General features: G+C 64.1%; 16 protein-coding genes. 5 read left to right on the forward strand and 11 right to left on the reverse strand.

The window, feature by feature from the left end; all coding sequences use genetic code 11:
• Positions 1–64: 64 nt before the first annotated feature.
• Together U5768_RS05615 and U5768_RS05620 are read right to left on the reverse strand one after the other, a co-directional pair.
• Positions 65–667 carry a hypothetical protein gene (locus U5768_RS05615; RefSeq protein WP_322029378.1) on the reverse strand — a complete coding sequence of 201 codons (603 nt, stop codon included), beginning with the start codon at positions 665–667 and terminating at the stop codon, positions 65–67.
• Between the two features lie 193 nt (positions 668–860).
• Positions 861–1241: a VOC family protein gene (locus tag U5768_RS05620; RefSeq protein WP_322029379.1), complete on the reverse strand. Its 381-nt coding sequence runs from the start codon at positions 1239–1241 to the stop codon at positions 861–863.
• A gap of 259 nt (positions 1242–1500) precedes the next feature.
• On the opposite strand from U5768_RS05620, the gene U5768_RS05625 reads away from it, so the two are divergent.
• Entirely contained in the window at positions 1501–1797 is a 297-nt protein-coding gene (locus U5768_RS05625) for a YciI family protein (RefSeq protein WP_322029380.1), read from the forward strand.
• Here the strand turns inward: U5768_RS05625 and U5768_RS05630 are convergent, their stop codons facing one another.
• From U5768_RS05630 to U5768_RS05660, 7 genes are all read right to left on the reverse strand, one after another.
• Positions 1798–2601: an FRG domain-containing protein gene (locus U5768_RS05630; RefSeq protein WP_322029381.1), complete on the reverse strand. Its 804-nt coding sequence runs from the start codon at positions 2599–2601 to the stop codon at positions 1798–1800.
• Positions 2602–2720: 119 nt separating this feature from the next.
• Positions 2721–3221 (reverse strand): pyridoxamine 5'-phosphate oxidase family protein, encoded by a 501-nt coding sequence (locus U5768_RS05635; RefSeq protein ID WP_322029382.1) that lies wholly within the window; start codon positions 3219–3221, stop codon positions 2721–2723.
• A gap of 84 nt (positions 3222–3305) precedes the next feature.
• On the reverse strand, positions 3306–4157 hold the full coding sequence (locus U5768_RS05640; RefSeq protein ID WP_322029383.1) for a carbohydrate ABC transporter permease: 852 nt from the start codon (positions 4155–4157) through the stop codon (positions 3306–3308).
• 19 nt (positions 4158–4176) lie between these two features.
• A complete protein-coding gene (locus tag U5768_RS05645; protein WP_322029384.1) occupies positions 4177–5139 on the reverse strand; it encodes a sugar ABC transporter permease in 963 nt (320 codons plus the stop codon).
• Positions 5140–5221: 82 nt separating this feature from the next.
• On the reverse strand, positions 5222–6484 hold the full coding sequence (locus tag U5768_RS05650) for an ABC transporter substrate-binding protein (protein WP_322029385.1): 1263 nt from the start codon (positions 6482–6484) through the stop codon (positions 5222–5224).
• 68 nt (positions 6485–6552) lie between these two features.
• Positions 6553–8553 carry a beta-galactosidase gene (locus U5768_RS05655; RefSeq protein ID WP_322029386.1) on the reverse strand — a complete coding sequence of 667 codons (2001 nt, stop codon included), beginning with the start codon at positions 8551–8553 and terminating at the stop codon, positions 6553–6555.
• 23 nt (positions 8554–8576) lie between these two features.
• Positions 8577–9743 (reverse strand): sn-glycerol-3-phosphate ABC transporter ATP-binding protein UgpC, encoded by a 1167-nt coding sequence (locus U5768_RS05660; protein ID WP_322029387.1) that lies wholly within the window; start codon positions 9741–9743, stop codon positions 8577–8579.
• A 184-nt stretch (positions 9744–9927) separates the two neighbouring features.
• On the opposite strand from U5768_RS05660, the gene U5768_RS05665 reads away from it, so the two are divergent.
• Positions 9928–10959 carry a LacI family DNA-binding transcriptional regulator gene (locus tag U5768_RS05665; protein ID WP_322029388.1) on the forward strand — a complete coding sequence of 344 codons (1032 nt, stop codon included), beginning with the start codon at positions 9928–9930 and terminating at the stop codon, positions 10957–10959.
• A gap of 150 nt (positions 10960–11109) precedes the next feature.
• Positions 11110–12861 carry a methyl-accepting chemotaxis protein gene (locus U5768_RS05670; RefSeq protein ID WP_415913855.1) on the forward strand — a complete coding sequence of 584 codons (1752 nt, stop codon included), beginning with the start codon at positions 11110–11112 and terminating at the stop codon, positions 12859–12861.
• Between the two features lie 18 nt (positions 12862–12879).
• Here U5768_RS05670 and U5768_RS05675 read toward each other — a convergent pair whose 3' ends face one another.
• Positions 12880–13863, reverse strand: coding sequence for a response regulator (locus U5768_RS05675; protein ID WP_322029390.1), 984 nt, complete (start codon positions 13861–13863; stop codon positions 12880–12882).
• A 285-nt stretch (positions 13864–14148) separates the two neighbouring features.
• Between U5768_RS05675 and U5768_RS05680 the strand changes: the two genes are divergently transcribed.
• Positions 14149–14646 (forward strand): acyl-CoA thioesterase, encoded by a 498-nt coding sequence (locus U5768_RS05680; protein WP_069265858.1) that lies wholly within the window; start codon positions 14149–14151, stop codon positions 14644–14646.
• A 35-nt stretch (positions 14647–14681) separates the two neighbouring features.
• Here U5768_RS05680 and U5768_RS05685 read toward each other — a convergent pair whose 3' ends face one another.
• Positions 14682–16169: an ATP-binding protein gene (locus U5768_RS05685; protein ID WP_322029391.1), complete on the reverse strand. Its 1488-nt coding sequence runs from the start codon at positions 16167–16169 to the stop codon at positions 14682–14684.
• Between the two features lie 519 nt (positions 16170–16688).
• Between U5768_RS05685 and U5768_RS05690 the strand changes: the two genes are divergently transcribed.
• Positions 16689–18464, forward strand: coding sequence for a diguanylate cyclase (locus U5768_RS05690; RefSeq protein ID WP_322029392.1), 1776 nt, complete (start codon positions 16689–16691; stop codon positions 18462–18464).
• The last annotated feature ends 126 nt before the right edge of the window (positions 18465–18590 follow it).

An 18590-nucleotide genomic window follows, 5' to 3' on the forward strand; every position in this document is an offset into this window, starting at 1 on the left:
GCCCAAATCGAACGTTCAAATTTGCCGCGCAGGCGACCTTGTACGGTTGGGGAACTACAAGCGATCAGCGATGATCCTTCATCGCTTTCAGGTCTTGCTGGCCGAAGAAGGAATCAATGGCATGAATCGAAAGAACTCGAATACCATACGGACCGGCCAGCACATGAACAATCGACGCTCTGCGCGCATTCCAGTCTGCCGGGTAATCGAAGAGCGCAAATGTAGAGCAGGCGAATACCATGCCATCGACTTGACGATCGAACCAGGTCACGGGGTTTTGGCATTTCCTCGACATTGGTTGCGCGGATATCAGGTAATAGCGGCTTTCGTGGGACGTGGTTCGGACGAGTAGTCGCTCACCTGCATCCGTCAGCATGCAGCCGGAAAAGACGAGATATGCAAAGACAAGGAGCAAGAGGCAGGTCAATTGGCGCCCGCTAATACGAGTGTTTGAATTCACCTGCCTGGCCGACATGCGAGTCAGCGTGCAAATCGCTATGACAAACAGGACGGCCACGCCAGATCCGATCAATACAGGATCGAATCGGCTACGAAGTGTACTATTTGCGAAAGAGTCGGAGACTGTGCCAGAGAGAATGAAAGCAACGGGAAAAATCGAGATCAGGCCGGTGAGCAGGATGTACGCGATGGTCTGCCGGGTTTTCATGTTCTATTTGTCAAAGGATCGTAAGCGTCGCGGCATGGAGCGAGCGCCCGAAGATGCCAGATTGTCAACGACTTGCGAGCCGGTGTCGACTGTCCGCGCATGACCGGTTGCCGCAGTTAGCAGGTCGGCCCTGTGCAGCCCGAGGGCACCAGACCCGTTTCGGCCAATCGCCTCACTCAACAAGGATCATTCGTTACGACAGGTCCTGGCCAATCATCATTCGATGACCGTCCGGGGTGGCTACGAGGAACTCACGCATGCCGTGCGGTTTGTCGGTCGGAGGTTGCAGGACGATGGCACCCCGAGCGACAAATTCTTCATAAAGGGCGTCGGCATTCTTCACGTGGAGGTAGCCGAAATAATTGTGATCGCCGGTTGCCGAAGGCAACATCGCGTCGGGGCAATGACCGATCATGATGCGCACGCCTCCTCTCGTGGCCAACTGCCACCCTATGCCGTCAGGCCAATTCAGTCGAAAACCAAGCGCGTCGCGGAAGTACGCGGCACTGGCTTCAAGATCTGGAACCGCGAGAACGAAAGAGAAAGAACTGAGTTCGGTAAGCGCCTCGGCCATGGCGTCACTCCTTCAGAATTAGGTCGGGGCCGCCGTGGCCGTCCGAGTGTCGGCGATTCTACTCCCAGCATCGAATGCCTCCTTCGGGCCGGTAACACCAGTTCGTCTTAGGCAGGCGCGAGCAGAAGGGCTCGCCGCGATCGCTTCGTTCCAGCTGTGCGTGCGCGACGTTACCGCGCAGCGTCCACGGCCGTCCCCAAGCCCCGGATGCGCCGCGCGCGCTAAGATAGACGCTTCATCACCTTTGAAATACCCGCTCATGTACATCGTTTCGCTGATCTACACCGCTTCGCTCGAACGCATCGACGACGCGCTTCCCGCACATCGCGCCTATCTCGACGCGCAGTTCGAAGCCGGCAACTTCATTGCCGCCGGCCCGAAAATGCCGCGCGAAGGCGGCGTAATCATCGCCTCGCACATGCCGCGCGAGCGGCTCGATGCGCTGCTCGCCGCCGATCCTTTTGCACAAGAAGAGCTAGCCACCTACGAGGTGACGGAATTCAAGGCCACGCGGCTTGCGCCCGGCCTCAACCTGCCGCGCGCCGAAACGCCTTAATCAGTTCGTTGAATCGGCAACGGGCAAAATCATGCCCGACCACACGATCTCCAGTTCCACCGCAATGGACCGCGCGAGCCCGTCGAGTCCGGGAAACAGCGACGCGTTCGTGATGTTCATGCGGTAGAGCCACTTCATCGCGTCCATGCGGATGCGCTCGGGCAGCACGATCTTGTGCAGCAGTTCCTCGTGGCTCTCGTAGCCTTCGAGAATTGCCTGCAACGGCTTGTCGATCACGCCTGGCACCACGAACGTGCCCGACTGGGCGACGAGCCGGTCGTCCATTTCCGTGGGTTCGCCCGACCAGAGAATTTCGTTCGTATTGCAAAAGAAATAGCGTTCGAAGTTGTCGTGCGCGCGCGGGTCGATCACGTCGCGCGTGAGCGTGGGATTGGTCTTGGGCAGCGCGCGGCTGTTCCAGAGCGCGGGTGTGTTCAGCGCGTAGACGGCTGCGTCGCCGGTTGCGCGTTCGAGTGCGAAAAAAGCCGCGACGAACGGGCTCTTGGTGAAATCGAGCAGCCGGGTGGGCGCGCCGTGGTGCTGCATGAGCGCGAGGCAGCGCAGGTCGTCCTTGAGCAGGTCTGGGTGCGCGAGAAAATTGTGCGCCTTGCGGCGAAACACGCGAATGGCGCGTTCTTCGCGCTGACGCCATTGCAGGCGGTCGCCCACGTAGTCGCGCATGTAGCGCGTGAGCGAGCTTTCAAGGTGCCACTGCGCATTCTGCTGGCCGCGAAACGCCCAGCCGTCGAGCTGCGTGGTCAGCGCCATGAACTGCTGCCAGTCTGTGAGTACCGTGGTTTGCATCGTTGTTCCGGTGGCTTACGTTTGGGTGTCGCGCCGGGTTTGCTCAAGCGCGCATCTGGACACGCTAGCACATCGGCAATGACAACATCACGAAGCGTTCGCCGCGCACTCCACGCACTTCAGGCGAATGCGCGCAGCATCGCGATCTGCTCGCGCCAGCGCGCCAGCACCCGCTCGGGCTCGTAGAGCCGGAACGTCACGCCGCTCAGCACTTCGGCGTATTTCGCGCGATGTTCGGTAACGGACTCGATTTCCACGCGAAATACGCTCAGTTCGAGCGCGGTTTGCCGCTGCGCCACGGCATGAGCGCGCGCGCGTATCTCCAGCAGCGCGCCGTCGTGCACGAGCGAGAGTGTGAGGCGTGCGTCGCGCGCGAGATTGGCCGTGGTGCTGGACTGCGGCCACACGGCAATAAGCAGCGTAGCGCAGTTCACGGCCAAAATCTCGCCCGCGCTCAGTTGCGCGCCGTGCGGCCAGCCGTCCACGCTTACGGTCGAAAGGCGGACCGCATCGGCAAGGCGAGCTTCGAGGTGATCGCCGTCGAATTCGCGCACGAGCGCTGCGGGCATTTGCGCGGGCGATGCGGGCCGAGGCGGCGGGGCCGGTTCGTTTTGCTGCATGGGGCATTCCTTGCGGACATGACGTGTGTCGGGTCTTCCGGAATTGGACCGTAGCGCTGCGCCGAAGTCAAATCGCCCCGCTTCTCATCCTTTTGTGGCGCCGAACGTGAGCCCCGCCACGAAGTGCTTTTGCATCGCGAAGAACATCATCACCGAAGGCAGCGCAGCCAGGATCGAGCCCGCCGAAACGAGGTTCCATGCCGTCGTCCACTGCCCCTTGAGGGCCGCCACACCCACGGTGATCGGCGCGGCATCGTCGCCCTGGGTCAGGCACAGCGCCCAGAAGTAATCGTTCCAGACGAAGGTGAATACGAGAATGGCGAGCGCGGCGAGCGCCGGGCGAATGAGCGGCAGCACGATGCGCACGAACACGGTCCATTCGTTTGCGCCTTCGATGCGCGCGGCCTCGACGAGTTCGAACGGCAGTTGCTTGATGAAATTGCGCAGGAAAAGCGCGCAAAAGCCGGTCTGAAACGAGAGATGAAAGAGAATCAGGCCGCCTACGGTGTTGTAGAGCCCGAGCTTGAGCGTGAGGTCGCGCACCGGGATCATCAGTACCTGAATGGGCACAAAGTTACCCGCAACGAAGGTCGCGAACAATGCCGAATTGCCGGGAAAGCGGTAGATAGCCAGCGCATAGCCCGCCAGCGCCGCGAGCGCGATGGCGCCGGCCACCGCGGGCAGCGTGATCTGCACGCTGTTCCAGAAGTAATGGAGCATGGGCGAAGTCGTGAGCGCATCGCGATAGTTCTCGATCAGCGCGAAGTGCCTTGGCCAGCCCCAGTAGTTACCTTCGCTCAGTTCTTCGGTAGAACGAACCGATGTGACCAGAACGGCAATGAGCGGCAGCAGCCAGATTACGAGCGCCACCGGCAGCGAGAGCTTGTACAGGCGGCGCGACGCGGGCTTCCATTTGTCGACCGGAATCGGAAACATGGGGGCTCCTCGTGCGGATTCAGTGCTCGCTGCGCAGCAGGCGGCGCAGGTGATAGACGATGTAAAGCAGCATGATCGCGAACAGCACGACGGCAATCGCGGCCGAATAACCGAGCCGGTAGTATTTGATCGCCTGGTCGTACATGTAATACGCGAGCACCGTTGAGCTTTCGAACGGGCCGCCGCCTGTCATCACGGAAATAAGGTCGAAACTGCGCAGCGCGCCGATAACGGTGACCACCACGGCCATGAACGTGACGGGGCGCAGTTGCGGCAGGATCACGTGCCAAAGCATGGTCCAGCCCTTCGCGCCTTCCATGCGCGCGGCCTCGATCTGCTCGCTGTTGAGCGTGGTGAGGCCCGTGAGATACAGGATCATGCAGTATGCGGTTTGCGGCCAGAGCGCCGCGAATATGATGCCGGGCGTGGCATAGTTCGGGTCGCCGAGCACGGGAATACCGCGGCCCAATATAAGCGCGAGCAGCCCGAAAGTGGGATCGTAGAACCACGAGTAGATGAGGCCCACCACCACGCCCGAAAGCACGAACGGCGCGAAAAACAGCGACTTGACGATGCGGATGCCGCCCACGGCCTGGTTCAGATATAGCGCGATCGCAAGACCCATCGGCGGCGCGAGCAGGAACAGCACCAGCCAGATCACGTTGTTCTTGAGCGCCGTGTAGAACGTGGGCGAATGGAACAGTTCGACGTAATTCGCGAGCCCCACGAAACTCGCTTCGCTCATGCCGTCCCAGTTGTAGAGCGACAGACGCAGCGTGGAGAGAATCGGCCAGATCACGTAGACCACGAACATGATGACCGCCGGCGCGAGAAAAAGGCACGCGGCACGGCGTTGACGGCGCGCCGTGGGCGACGCGCGGCGGCGCGGCTGGATGCCCCGCCCGCTCGCGTGCGGCATGCCGCCGTTCGCGCCGCCCGGTGGTGTCGCGCCGTCCACGCGATGCGCAACGGTGTGAGTCACTGCCTGTCTCACCACAAATCCTCCTGTTAGCCCACTCGGCAGGCGGCGACTTGACACACCGCCCGCCCCTGCTTCGAACTCCTTACTTCTTGTAAATCCGCTGACGCGTCTGCTCCAGTTGCGCGAGAATCGAATCCAGCTTCGTCGGGTCGGACACGAACTGCTGCATGCCCTTCATGCCTTCGTCGGCCATTTCCTTCGTCATGTCGCGGTCGTAAAACTGCGCAATGCCGCCCTTCGTGTTCGAGAGAATCTGGAAGCCGATCTTCGAAATCGGGTCATCCGGCTCCGGCGACTTGCTGTTGGCCGAAAGCGAACCCAGCCCCTTGGCAAGCTGCTCGCCAATCTGCGGCGTTTCCACAAACGCGAGGAACGCATGCGCATCGGCCTTGTTCTTCGCCTTGCCCGGAATATGCAGCGATTCGACCGGACCATCTTCTGCGGTCGGCACGTTCGGGTCGATGATCGGGAACTGGAAGTAGCCCATCTGCTGCTTGACCGTCGGGCTGAAGCCGCCCGTAATGAACGTGCCCATCAGCATCATCGCGGCCTTGCCCTGGAACAGGAACGGCTGCGCGGCGTCGAGATCGTACGAGAGCGAATTGGGAATGAAATCGCCGTCGTCGAGCAGTTGCTTCCACGTGACGTAGACCTTCTTCACGCGCGGGTCGGTGTACGGCACTTCGCCCGCCATCAGTTTCTGGTGGAACGCGTTGCCGTTCAGCCGCAGGTCGAGATAATCGAACCAGCCCGCCAGCGTCCACGCGTCGCGGCCCGCCACGGCAATCGGCGTGATGCCCGCGGCCTTGAGCTTCTTGCAGTCGTCGAGGAATTCATTCCACGTCTTCGGCTCGCTCTTGATGCCCACCTTGTCGAACAGGTCCTTGCGATAGAACATGCCCCACGAGTAATACACGGTGGGCGCCCCGTACTGCTTGCCCTGATACGACGAAGCCTCTTTCGTCGAGGCGTACATGCTGTCCCAGTTGTTCTTCTTCCAGTCGTCCGAAAGATCCGCGAACAGGCCGCGCTTCGCGTAATAGGCCATGCGCTCGCCGTCGTGCCAGTTCACGATGTCGGGCGGCGCGGTCGTGAGCCAGTTCGGCAACTGCACCTTGTAGGCTTCCTCGTCGACGAACGACACCTTCACGTCGGTGCCGGGATGCGTCTTCTTGAACTCGTCGATCACCTGCTCCCACACGGCGCGCTGGCTTGCGCCCTTGTAAGCAATGTTCATTTCGAGCGTGCCGGCCTGCGCGGCGCTCGCGAACGCGCCTGCAAGCGCGCCCGCCGCCAGCGTCGCAGCAACGAGCAGGGTGCGTGGTCTGAAGGTCTTGCCGATCATGCGTGTCTCCTTGGTTATACGTCGTTGTCGGTGCTGCATCGGTACGAACTGGGTCTGTTATTCGACTGTCATGTACGGTAGGCGCTCACGCCCTGCGCTTCTATCGTACGCGAGCCCATTACGATTGCCTCGTCGGGAATATCCGCAGAAAGCGTGTGCGTGAGAGGCCCGTAGTTGAACACCCAAGTGAAGCCGCCGCGCCGGCTCACGCGTATCGCGTCGCCGAGCGGCTGCGGCGTGAGGCCCGCTTCGCGCGCCACGCGCGCAAAGAGCGCCTGCGTGCTCGCCTCGTCGAACAGGCTCGCGAGGTAGTGCACCGCGCCGCTCTTCACATAGGCAGGATGGCCGTCGCTGAACGTCGCGCGCACTTCCGGCACGGCCCATTCGTTTTCGCCCGTATTCGCGCCCAGTTCGATCAGATCGCGCCAGTGGCGTGCATGGCCCTCGTGCGCGTCTTCCGTCTCGAAGCGAACCGGCTCGCTGATATTGGGCCGCAGCGACTCCACGCGCCACACGCGCAGCGGCAGCAGCGCCGCGAGCGGGCCTGGGGGCAGGTTGGCGGGAATCTGCAAATCGACCGTTTTCGAGCCCGTGCGCGGCCCGATCACCACCTGCGCGCCGGAGTCGGCGAGACGCTGCGCGAAGTCATCGGGCACGATGGGCAGCGGCGGCACGACCACGAGACGATAACCGTCGAGCGGCGCGTGCACCGAAACGATATCCACGTCGAAGCCGAGCGCGCGCAGCGCCGAGTAATACTCCACTGCGAAACGCGGATAGTGGAAATCTGCGCCCTGCGGATGAATCTCGAAGAGCCACTTCGCCTCGTAGTCGAACACGAGCGCAACGGGCGTCTTCACGTCGAAGTCCCGGCCGTCCTTTTGCGCCGCCGCGAGCACGGCCTCGATTTCCTCGGCCACGCGCGCGGCTTCGGCGCTGCCGAGGTCGGGGCGGTTGTCGGGCGTATTCAGGCCCGCGTGCATCTGCTCCTGGGCGAACGGTGCCTGGCGCCAGCGAAAATACGACACGCAGCCCGCGCCATGCGCGAACGCTTCCCAGCTCCACAAGCGCACCATGCCCGGCAGCGGCGCGGGATTCCAGTGCGCCCAGTTCACGGGGCCGGGCTGCTGTTCCATGACCCAGAACGGCAGCTTCGACATACCGCGATACACGTCGTGATTGAACGAGGCGAAATCCGGATGACCGGTGCGCAGATAACGCGCCTTCACTTCGGGCGCGTACCATTGCTGATCGAGCGCGCCGAGCGGATAGCTGTCCCATGTCGCGACGTCGAGATCGGCGGCGACCTTGTAGTGATCGAACTCCATGAAAAGCTGCATGAAGTTGTGCGCGATGGGCCGACCCGGCGAATGCGCGCGCAGGATATCCACCTGCATGCGGTTGTAGTGCTGCACTTCATCGGAGGCGAAGCGCTGGTAGTCGAGCCGGTGTGACGGATGCGCCTCGGTCACGGTGCCAGCCGGTGCGTCGATTTCGTCGAAGCTCCGATACTCCATGCTCCAGAACACGGTGCCCCAGGCGGTATTGAGCGCGTCGATACTGCCATAACGCGCCTTGAGCCATTCGCGGAAACGCCGCACCGCGGCGGCCGAATAGCTGACCACCGTTTGATGGCAGCCGTACTCGTTATCGGTCTGCCAATAGGCGACGGCGGGATGCCGGCCATAACGCGCCGCGACCGCCTCGCAAATGCGCCGCGAAGCCTCGAAATACGCCGGCGATGAAAAATCGTAATGCCGGCGCGAGCCGAATCCGCGCACGCGGCCATCGGCGCCCACGGGAAGGATATCCGGATGCCGGTCGATCAGCCACTTGGGCGGCGTGGCCGTGGGCGTGCACATCACCACCTGCAGTCCCGCCGCGCCGAGCGTGTCGATGGCGCGATCGAGCCAGCCCCAGTCGAATTCACCGGGCGAGGGTTCGATGCGGCTCCACGCGAACTCGGCGATACGCACCTGCGCGATGCCCAGCGCCTTCATGCGCGCGGCGTCGTCCTTCCACATGGCCTGCGGCCAGTGCTCCGGGTAGTAGCAGACTCCAAGTCGCATCCCTGTGTCCTCGTTTGTTGTTTTCATGCGGGTTGAGCGGCGGCGGCGAGCGGCGCGACGGCAAAGCCGTCCTCGGCGAACAGATGGCAGGCGCTCGCGCTCGCACGGAATTGCGCGGTGTCGCCGCCCGCGAGACGCGCATCGCCGGGCGCCTTCGCGACGAGCACCGCGCCGCCCGGCTGGTCGAGGTGCACGTAGCTGTGCTCGCCAAGTTCCTCGATCAGCGTGATGGCGCGCGTAATCGCCAAGGTATCCTGATTATCTTGTACTGATACAGCGCTGCCACCCACGAGTTCCAGATGCTCGGGCCGCACGCCGAACGTGACAGCCTCGCCAACGGCAAGCCGCGCGCCCTCCACCGGCAGGCGCACCGTTTCGCCGCTTTCGTCGAGCGCGACGCTCACGCCGTTCGAATCGATGGCCGCCACGCGCGCGGGCAGAAAGTTCATGCGCGGCGAGCCGATGAAGCCCGCCACGAAGCGGCTCGCGGGCCGGTGATACAGCTCCAGCGGCGCGCCCACCTGGGCGATGCTGCCGTATTGTTCGGTATCCTTACCGCTATGCAGCAGGACGATCTTGTCGGCGAGCGTCATCGCCTCGATCTGATCGTGCGTCACGTACACCACGCTCGCCTGTTCGAACTGGCGATGCAGCCGCGCGATTTCGATGCGGGTCTGGCCGCGCAAGGTGGCGTCGAGGTTGGAAAGCGGTTCGTCGAAGAGAAAAACGCCGGGCTCGCGCACGATCGCCCGGCCAATGGCGACACGCTGCCGCTGCCCGCCCGAAAGCGCCTTGGGATGACGCTCGAGCAACGCTTCGAGTTGAAGAATGCGCGCGGCTTCGCGCACCTTGCGGTCGATCTCGGCCTTCGGCGTTTTCGCGAGCTTCAGGCCGAACGCCATGTTCTCGTACACCGTCATGTGCGGAAACAGCGCGTAGCTCTGGAACACCATGGCCACGCCGCGCTGCGCGGCGGGCACGTCGTTCACGAGCTGGCCGCCAATCGAAATGTCGCCGTCGGTTACATCTTCCAGGCCCGCGATCATGCGCAGCAGCGTGGACTTGCCGCAGCCCGAGGGGCCGAGGAATACACAGAACTCGTTCCTGCCGATCTCCAGATCGACGTTGCGAATGACTGGCGCACTCTCGCCGTATGCCTTCTGAACGCCGCGTAACGAAATGCTCGCCATCGTCCCGTCTCCATGTTCTAATCAGCACCCGGAGATTAAGCGCTTAATCAGCAGCCCGTAAAAAACGATCGCTATGCGATCCGAGGCTGCCGCGTCTCCGAATTCGTCGTGATTGTCGGGCAATGTTGCAGTGCTTGTCACAATCACGCAAATGTTGAATCGCCTTCCCATATTTTGAGATTGCATGCCGACCCTGAACGAAGTCGCGCGCCGCGCCGGCGTCACGCCGGCCACCGTCTCGAACGTATTGCGCGAGCGCGGCCGCGTGGGCGAAGCCACGCGCCAACGCGTGCTCGAAGCTGTCGAGGCGCTCGGTTATCGCCCGCATTTGTCGGCGCGCGCGCTCGCCGAGGGGCGGCCGCCCACCATCGCGCTCATGGTGTCGAGCATCGCGAACCCGTTCTACCCCGAGTTCGCGCTTGCCGTGGAAAATGCGCTGCGGCGCAGCGGGCGCTTCCTCATCATCTGCAATACGGACGGCGATCCGCAAACGGGCCGCGCCTACCTCGAACAGATTGCGGGCACGCTCTCGGCGGGCGTGCTCGTGATGAACGCCAATCTCGACTTCGCCGACCTGCGCGCCACCGTGCGGCGCGGCGCGCCTGTCGTGCTGTGCATGTGGGAGCGGCCGCTCGATCCGCCGGGCCTGCCGTGCGTGGCCGTCGATTTCCGCCGCGCGGGGGAGCTTGCCGCGCAGCATCTGCTGGAGCTTGGGCACCGGCGCATCGGCGCGATCGTCGGCAGCAAGGTGTACGGCATTCACGCGGCGCGCTACGACGGCTTCGTCGCGGCCATGCAGGCCGCCGGGCTCGACGGCGCCGGGGCGCCCGTGCGCTATGCGCCGGATACGACGCAAGGCGGCTACGCGGCCACGCGCGAGTTGCTGGCGCGGCATCCGGACCTCACCGCGATCTTCGCGACCAACGACCTGCCCGCGCTCGGCGCGATGCAGGCGGCCGCCGATCTCGGCCTTCATGTGCCACACGCGCTTTCCGTGGTCGGCATCACCGACATCCAGCTTGCGCGCGAGTCCCGCCCCGCGCTCACGACCGTTGCGGTCGCAACGATCGAGGCCGCGGAGCTGGCCGTCGAGTTGCTGACTGAGCTGGTCGAGGCAACCGGGTCGCCTCCCGGCGCGGCGGCGCGCGTGTGCGTGGTCTCGGCGCCGCGGCTTGTCGTGCGGGCTTCTACGGCCGCGCCGCGAACGAAAGGTTAACGAAAGAAATAGGCGCGACAAACCCGCTCCGGCACAAAGAACCCTACGCCAGCCTTAAGGTTCCGTTCGAACCATCCGTTAAACACGATGGCGCTGCACCTGTGCATCGTCACGTCGAAAACAATCGAAGATGGCTGGAGAAAAGCGAACGTGAAGCGAATAACGTTGAATCAGAAAGCCTGGAGCATCGTCGGGCTGCTGTGGATCTCGCTCGTCGTGATGGTGGTGGCCAATGCCTTCATGACGCGCTCGGGCATGGTGGCGGACCGCAAGAACCTGCTCGAGCAGGAAACGCAAACGGCAATGGGCGTGGTCTCGTACTACCAGAAGGAGGCGGACGCCGGCCGCCTGAGCGCCGACGACGCGAAGCGCCTCGCCATCGCCACCCTGCGCGGCATGCGCTACGGCGACGACCAGAGCGGCTATTTCGGCATTTACGACAGCAACGTCGTGGCGTTGCTCGTGCCCCCCAAGCCGGAAATGGAAGGCAAGAGCCAGGCGGACACCACGGACCCGCGCGGCACGCGTGTGGCGTTCGGCATCGTCAAAAGCTCGTCCACCGGCGGCGACGGCTACAGCAGCTACTGGTGGCCGAAGCCCGGCAAGAGCGCGCCAGTCGAAAAGATCACGTATTCCGTCTTCGTGCCGAATTGGGACTGGCACGTCTTCACCGGCATCTATACCGACGACATCGACGACGCCTTCCGCAGCGCCCTGATCAGCGATCTCGTGCTGGTGACGGTGATCGGCGCGGCCGTGACGCTCGGCCTCATGTGGCTCATCCGCACGATTCGCCGCAGCCTTGGCGGCGAGCCGGAGTACGCCTCGGAGATCTGCCAGCGCATTGCCGAAGGCGACCTCACGGCCCACGTGAATCTCGCCCCCGGCGACCAGCACAGCCTGCTCCACTCGATGCAGCAGATGCAGCGCCAACTGGTCGATACCGTGCAGCGTATTCAGACTTCGGCCGAATCGATCACGACCGGCGCGAAGGAAATCGCCGCGGGCAATCTGGATCTTTCCTCGCGCACCGAGGAGCAGGCCGCCTCGCTCGAGGAAACGGCCGCCAGCATCGAAGAACTCACGACCACGGTCAAGCACAACACCGACAACGCGCGTCAGGGCAACACGCTCGCGGTGAACGCGTCGGAAGTCGCCGCGCGCGGCGGCGAAGTCGTGCGCCGCGTGGTCGAAACGATGAACGAGATTTCGAGCAGTTCGCAGCGCGTGGAGCAGATCATCGGCGTGATCGACGGCATCGCGTTCCAGACCAACATTCTTGCGCTCAACGCCGCCGTGGAAGCGGCGCGCGCGGGCGATCAGGGCCGCGGCTTCGCTGTCGTCGCGGGCGAAGTGCGCAGCCTCGCGCAGCGCAGCGCCACGGCCGCCAAGGAGATCAAGGACCTGATCGGGCAGTCGGTGACGCAGGTTTCGGAAGGCACCAGACTCGTCGACGAAGCGGGCAAGACGATCGACGAAGTGGTGATCTCGGCGCGCCGCGTGGCCGACCTGATGGGCGAAATCGCAGCGGCTTCGGAAGAACAGCACACCGGCATCGAGCAGGTGAACCGCGCCGTCGCGCAGATGGACGAAGTGACCCAGCAGAACGCAGCGCTCGTCGAGGAGGCATCGGCTGCGGCGCAGTCGATGGCCGCGCAATCTAACGGGCTGCGCGAAGTCGTGACGGTGTTCCGGCTCGGGGCGCAGGCGGAGTCCGCGGCTCCATCGGCAGTGGGAGCGCCTGTTCGAAGCGCGCGTACCGTGCGCCCTTCCGCGCCGCTCAGGCGCCCTGCTCCCGCGCGCGCGAAGCCCGCGCAACCCGCGCCCGTTCATCAGGCCGCGAACGCGCCCAGCCCGGCGGCCGCCGCGTCCAGCGAGACCGCAGACTGGGAAACGTTCTAAATGCCGGCAGGCCGGTAATCACGCAAGGCGCGCGCCGTCGCCCGGCGCGCCTTGCTGCGCCCGCCACTCGGCAAACGTAACCAACCCGGGCGCGAGCACCGGATCGCCGATACGGGTCCAGCTCGTATGCGTGTCGTCGAGTCCGGGCACCGGCTGCGGCGTGGCGAATTCCACGTGCGACATGCCCGGACGATACGCCTCGTTGGGCCAGTAAACCGGCATGATGCGGCGCGCGGCCATTTCCTCGCGCAAAGCTTCGGGGCCGCCTTCGTCCGCCACGACATCGTGTTGCGCCGCCCAGTCGTGGCTATCCCACGCGAGAAACACGCCGGCGTTGCCATCGGCATCGAACGTCAGCACGGCGTTCTGCTCGGGCCGCCAGTAATACTCGACAATGCGCTCGCGCAGCGCGACCTCGTGCAGCGCGTCGGCAACATGCCGGTTCGCGTAAATCGCGCCCACGCCATGCACGCCGATATGTCCGCGCCGCGCGCAGAACTTGCGCTTGGCGTCGCCGATCGCGCCGCGCAGCTTGCGTGTCATGGCGGGATCGGACTTCTTCACGTAGAAGTCGATCAGCCCCGCGTTGAACGCCTCCACCGCGTGCGATTCGTCGGCCGTGGCCGTGAGCAGGATGCGCGTGCACGCCACGTCCTTCGCCGCGGCGAGAAATTCGACGCCGGTCATCTCCGGCATTTCATAGTCCACGACGAGCGCGGCGATATCGCCAAAGCGCGCCGTGTCGGCCATCACATCCTCGCCCAGCGCGTTGCCGCCCCGCTTCTCGAACTCCGACCACGCAGCGCCCGCAGCGGGGTTGCGCGCGCTCTGCCGCGCTTCGTGCGAAGCGACGAAGGCCAGCGCTTGCGCCGCGCTCGTGAAGTAGCGGTCCGTGCCCGCGCCTGGAAAAAGGCCGCGCAACGCATAAAGAAAATCGGCGCTGTCGTCGACGAAAACGACGGAGACGGGATGAAAAACCGGCTGTCTGACGATGGAACTCATGCTGGATCTCGGTTAAGCGCGCTACGCTCCGCGCGGCGCATACCCTGCCGCGAGGAAAACATCAGGATTATGCGGCGTGTCGCCTGGACACAGCAACCCGCTGCTGCATTTGCGCGATCAGCGAAAAAACGCGCAAACGTTATCGCCCCCGGCATGCATGAACCGGTTGCGTATGTGGCGAGCACGGTATTGGATAAAGAGGAACGCGAAGAGAATGGTGCATGCCTCCTTGTTTGAGGAGGCATGCGCGGCTGCCGCCTGCAGTCCTTATCTGGAGTGACTCTGATGTACGCACGCGAATCCATTCCCGCCGTCCTTTCCCGTGGCACCGCCGGATTCTCCGACGAAATCATGGAAGCTACGCCGACCAAAACGTTCCATCACGTCATCGACATTTACCTGAAAGACTCGAACGCGTTCATGAACACGTATTTCGCCCGCTATTTCGAATGGCAAGGCATTTGCCGCGAACGCTGGTTTCACGAGTGCATTCACAACAATCTGCTCGCATCGGGCGGCGTATTCGTCACCAAGCGCGCGCACCAGGAATATGTGCAGGAAACTTTTCCGTTCCAGCGCGTGGATTGCTACCTCAACACCTTCCAGGTGCGTCAGTGCTCCGCGTATCTCGTGTTCCGCTTTTGCGTGGACGGGCGCCCCGTTTCGCTCGGCTATCAGCAGATTCTATTCGCCGGCACCGACAAGCGCATTCGCCGCTTTCCGCCCGGCATCATCGAGCGCGTGAAGGAATACGAGCTGGTTTTGCCCTCGGGTTCGAACTAAGTGCGGATCAGGCGCCTTAAACCCGGCTCCATGAACTAGCCCGCGAAATCCTGCCCCGCCGGAAAGCGGCGGGGTTTCGCCGGCGCTTCGTGCAGCGCGCGATCCGCGCTCGTACCGGGCTCGGGCAGGCGAATCGTGAAAGTGGTGTGAACGTGCGGCTCGGACTCGCACGCTATCGTGCCGCCCAGCGCCTCGGCCACTCGGCGGCAGAATGTGAGGCCCATGCCGGAGCCGCGCCCGTGCGCCTTGGTCGAATAAAACGGATCGAACACGCGCGGCAGAATATCGGCGGGAATGCCGCAGCCGTTATCGCTAAAGCGCAGCACGCAAAACCCCGCTTCGCTGGTCGCGCTGATCTCCACGCGGCCCAGGTAGTCGCTCACCTTGTCGCTTCTTTCGGCAATTTCCGCGTGAATGGCGAAAAGCGCATTCTTGAGCAGATTAAAAAGCACGAATACCACGAGCGAATCCGAACCCGAGAAACTCAATTGCGCGTCGATAGGCGCGACTTCCACCATATCGCGCTCGCCGGTGCGAAACGGAAAACGTTCGAGCGCGGCATTCACGCAGGAGCGCACCGGGTACGTCTCGAAGCTGCGGCGATCGAGCCGGTCGAGCGTGAACGAAGCGAGCGACATTTCGACCACCGTGCTCGTGCTGTCCACCTGGCGGCGTATCGACGTGGCAAGCGACGAAAGGCGCTCCGACTGCCCAGGATAGAGTCCGTCCACGCACAACTGATGCTGCACGGCCAACTGGTAGCCGCGCATGAGTTCGGGCAGCACGTTGCCGATTTCCTCGGCGTGCATGCCGATGGCCGCAAGCGGCGTGGCGACCTCGTGCGCCACCGTGGCCGCGATGAGGTACGGGCGCATGAGGCCGTAGCGCACGATGGTGACCGCGAGAATGCCCAGGCTGACCGCAATGAACACCGCGCCCGCCGGGTAGAACGCGAGCCCGTAATTCACGGCGTAGTCGGTGGCCGCGAGCGCATACAGGCCGAGGCTCACGAAGCACAGATCGAGCAGCTTGCGGCGGTCGTGCGCCTGCGTCTGGCGGCGCGCGGCGTACAAGAGCCACGCGCTGCGGCACGCGAGCAACACGGTCTGCGCCACGTGCACCGGATGCAGCATGCCCGCTTTCGGGTACTTGCCGAAAAAGAACGTGCCGTAGCCGTCCACGACAGCGTCGCTGAACAGCAGCAGCGCCGCGAGCAGTACGCTCAGCAGGTACGACGCGACGAGGAGCGGACGTTCGCCGCGCCGCGCGCTCACTTCAGTCACGAAGTGATAGAACGTGGTGGGCAGAAAGAGGATGAAGAGGTATCCGCCCTTCACCAGCGCGGCGGACAAATCGGGATCGGAGGTCTGGAACAAAAAGGCCCAGGTACCCTGCCAGAAGAACGTGGTCGCGCACATCAAGGCGAACGGGACCGAGAGGCGCGTGAAGCCCTCAGTCAGGAGCACGTAGACGCCGAATCCGAGAAATAAAGCGGACACGAACGCTGGCAGGATCGAATACATAGTCTGTCGCGTGGTTTCTTGTTCTTACCGACATGTCTGGCGCGGCGCGTTCCTGGCAGCGTCCCCGTGCGCCCGTTGCGGCCAATGAGCCCAACTTCGATTCGCATGCCGGATCGTCCCGCCATGCATGACGCATTCTTTGCGCGCCGTTCGAATCGATTTTGCCGATTATCGCCGCTAATCGCGTATTGCGGCGAAATTTTGCCGCCCATTGCGCCGCCATTATGCGCCGCGAATGGCCGATGGCTTAATTTCCGTCGAATTGGCAGAAAACAACGCCATCCGTCGCTTGAGGACAGCGCAAGCCCGCCGCCACCTTCGGTAACGTAAAGGCCGACGCGCACGCCTGAGGCGGCGCGCGGCGCGGTTCCCGCGCGCGATGCTATGCTCGTCGCGATGCCCGGAAACGCGCCGCCGGGCACGCCGCACCGCAACGCACGCGCGTCAGACGCTCTGCCCGGGGGCCTCATGCCGCACACGCCAGGCCGCACGCGGCCGCACAGCTTTTCCCGCCTGGTCATGAAACGCCCGCATCTCGTGGTGACGGTGTGCTTTCTTGCCGCCATGGCGCTGGTGAGCGGCGTGGGCCTGCGGCAGCTCTATCAGTTGACGCGCAACGACCTCCAAAGCCGCCAGCGCGACCTGGAGGTACGGGCCGTGGGCGTGGACGCGTTGATTTCCGCGGAACGCCGGCGCCTGCTGTTCCTGCGCGACTACGCGGAGCACGCGCTCGCCTCGCCGGCCGAGCAGCGCGCCGGTTTGCAGCATCCGGCCGTGCAGGCCGCGCTGCGCGACAGCGACAACCTTCAGTGGCGCGCTCCCGGCGCGATGGATGGGCCTCACGTTTTCGGCACCAATGCGCAGGGCCTCGCGGGAATCGAGGGCTTTCGCCGCGACGCAACCACGCTGGCCGCCGACATCGTGCTCGCGCGCTCGATCAGCCCGCTCCTCGCGATCAGCCAGCGCGCCGACGCGGTGCAAAGCACGGCGGCCTACATTTCGGCGAATGGCCTGTACGTGCTCTCCCCGGAGCGGCCGGGCGCACACGCGACCGACCTGTTGCGACGCTTCAGCACCATGCCCTACTACCGCCAGAGTCTTGCCGCCCAGAACCCGCGACGCGATATCGTCTGGACTCCGATCTATACGGAATCGAAGAAGAGCGAGGCGATCTCCACGCTCAGCGCGCCCGTCTACGCGAACGGCCAGTTTCGCGGCGCCGTGGTGATGGACGTCGCGCCCTCGCGCCTGCTCGCCCTCCAGCTCGCCTCCGCCAACCTCACCGAAGACGAGGAGCCCACCGAGTTCGGTCTCCTGAACAGTAACGGCGACCTCGTTTATTTCGTCGATGGCAAGATCACGGCGCAGCGTCCCGCGCGCTTCGACCCGTATCTGCTCGATGTGGCGCGCGCGCAGGCGTCGGCGTGGATGCGGCGCGGCCAGGGTTACGCAGAACGCTCGGGCCGCTACCTGCTTTTCCACCACGTGGGCGACTCGCACTGGATTCTCCTCGCGAACACGGACGACTCGCAGCTCACGCTCGCGGCCGCGCGCCGCGTGTTCAGCAGTCCGCTGATCGTTGCGTGGCTGGCTATCGCCGTGTTGCTCGTCGGCACGCTGCTCATCGTCAAGAACATATTCGGCCAATACGTCGAGGCGAGTTCGCGGCTCGAAACGCTCGCGCGCAGCGATCCGCTCACGGGGCTTGCGAACCGGCGGCGCTTCCAGGAGATCTTCGACGAAACGCTGGAACGCGCCGCCCGAGAGAGCGGCGACCACGCAGCCGCCCCCGCTCTCGCCATGCTCATGCTCGACATCGACTTCTTCAAGCGCGTAAACGACCGCTTCGGCCACGCGGCGGGCGACCGCGTGCTGGCGATATTCGCCGACATCCTGCGCAGGAACCTGCGCAGCGCGGAAATGCCCGCGCGCGTGGGCGGCGAGGAGTTCGCGGCGCTGCTGCCGGGCGCCGATCTCGCCACGGCCGCGGCCGTAGCCGAACGCATCCGCCGCGCGGTTGAAACACACGCGGCGCAGGCGGCGCACGCAGGCGGCGCGCCGGGCGAATCTGCCAATCCGAAAGCGAATTCGAATGCCAATTCGAATGCGAATACGAATGCGGATGCGATCGCGTTCACCGTTTCGATTGGCGTGGCGGCGAGTCCCGCCGATTGCCCCGCCCGCTACGAAGCGCTCATGTCGGTGGCCGACCGGCGGCTCTATGCGGCGAAGGAAGGCGGCCGCAACCGCGTCGTTGCAGAGGATTCCCGATCGATCGATCCGGCGCGCGCCTGACGTTTCGCGTGAACCGGGTTCATGCGCCATGCATGAACGGTCCTCGCGACGACGCCCGCGCGCGGAACACCAGCGCGTCGCTCGCGCCGGAAAGACGCTACCATCGGCAACGGCGATCGACGCAGG

Source organism: Paraburkholderia sp. J76 (genome assembly GCF_905220295.1).
Taxonomy (GTDB): Bacteria; Pseudomonadota; Gammaproteobacteria; order Burkholderiales; family Burkholderiaceae; genus Paraburkholderia.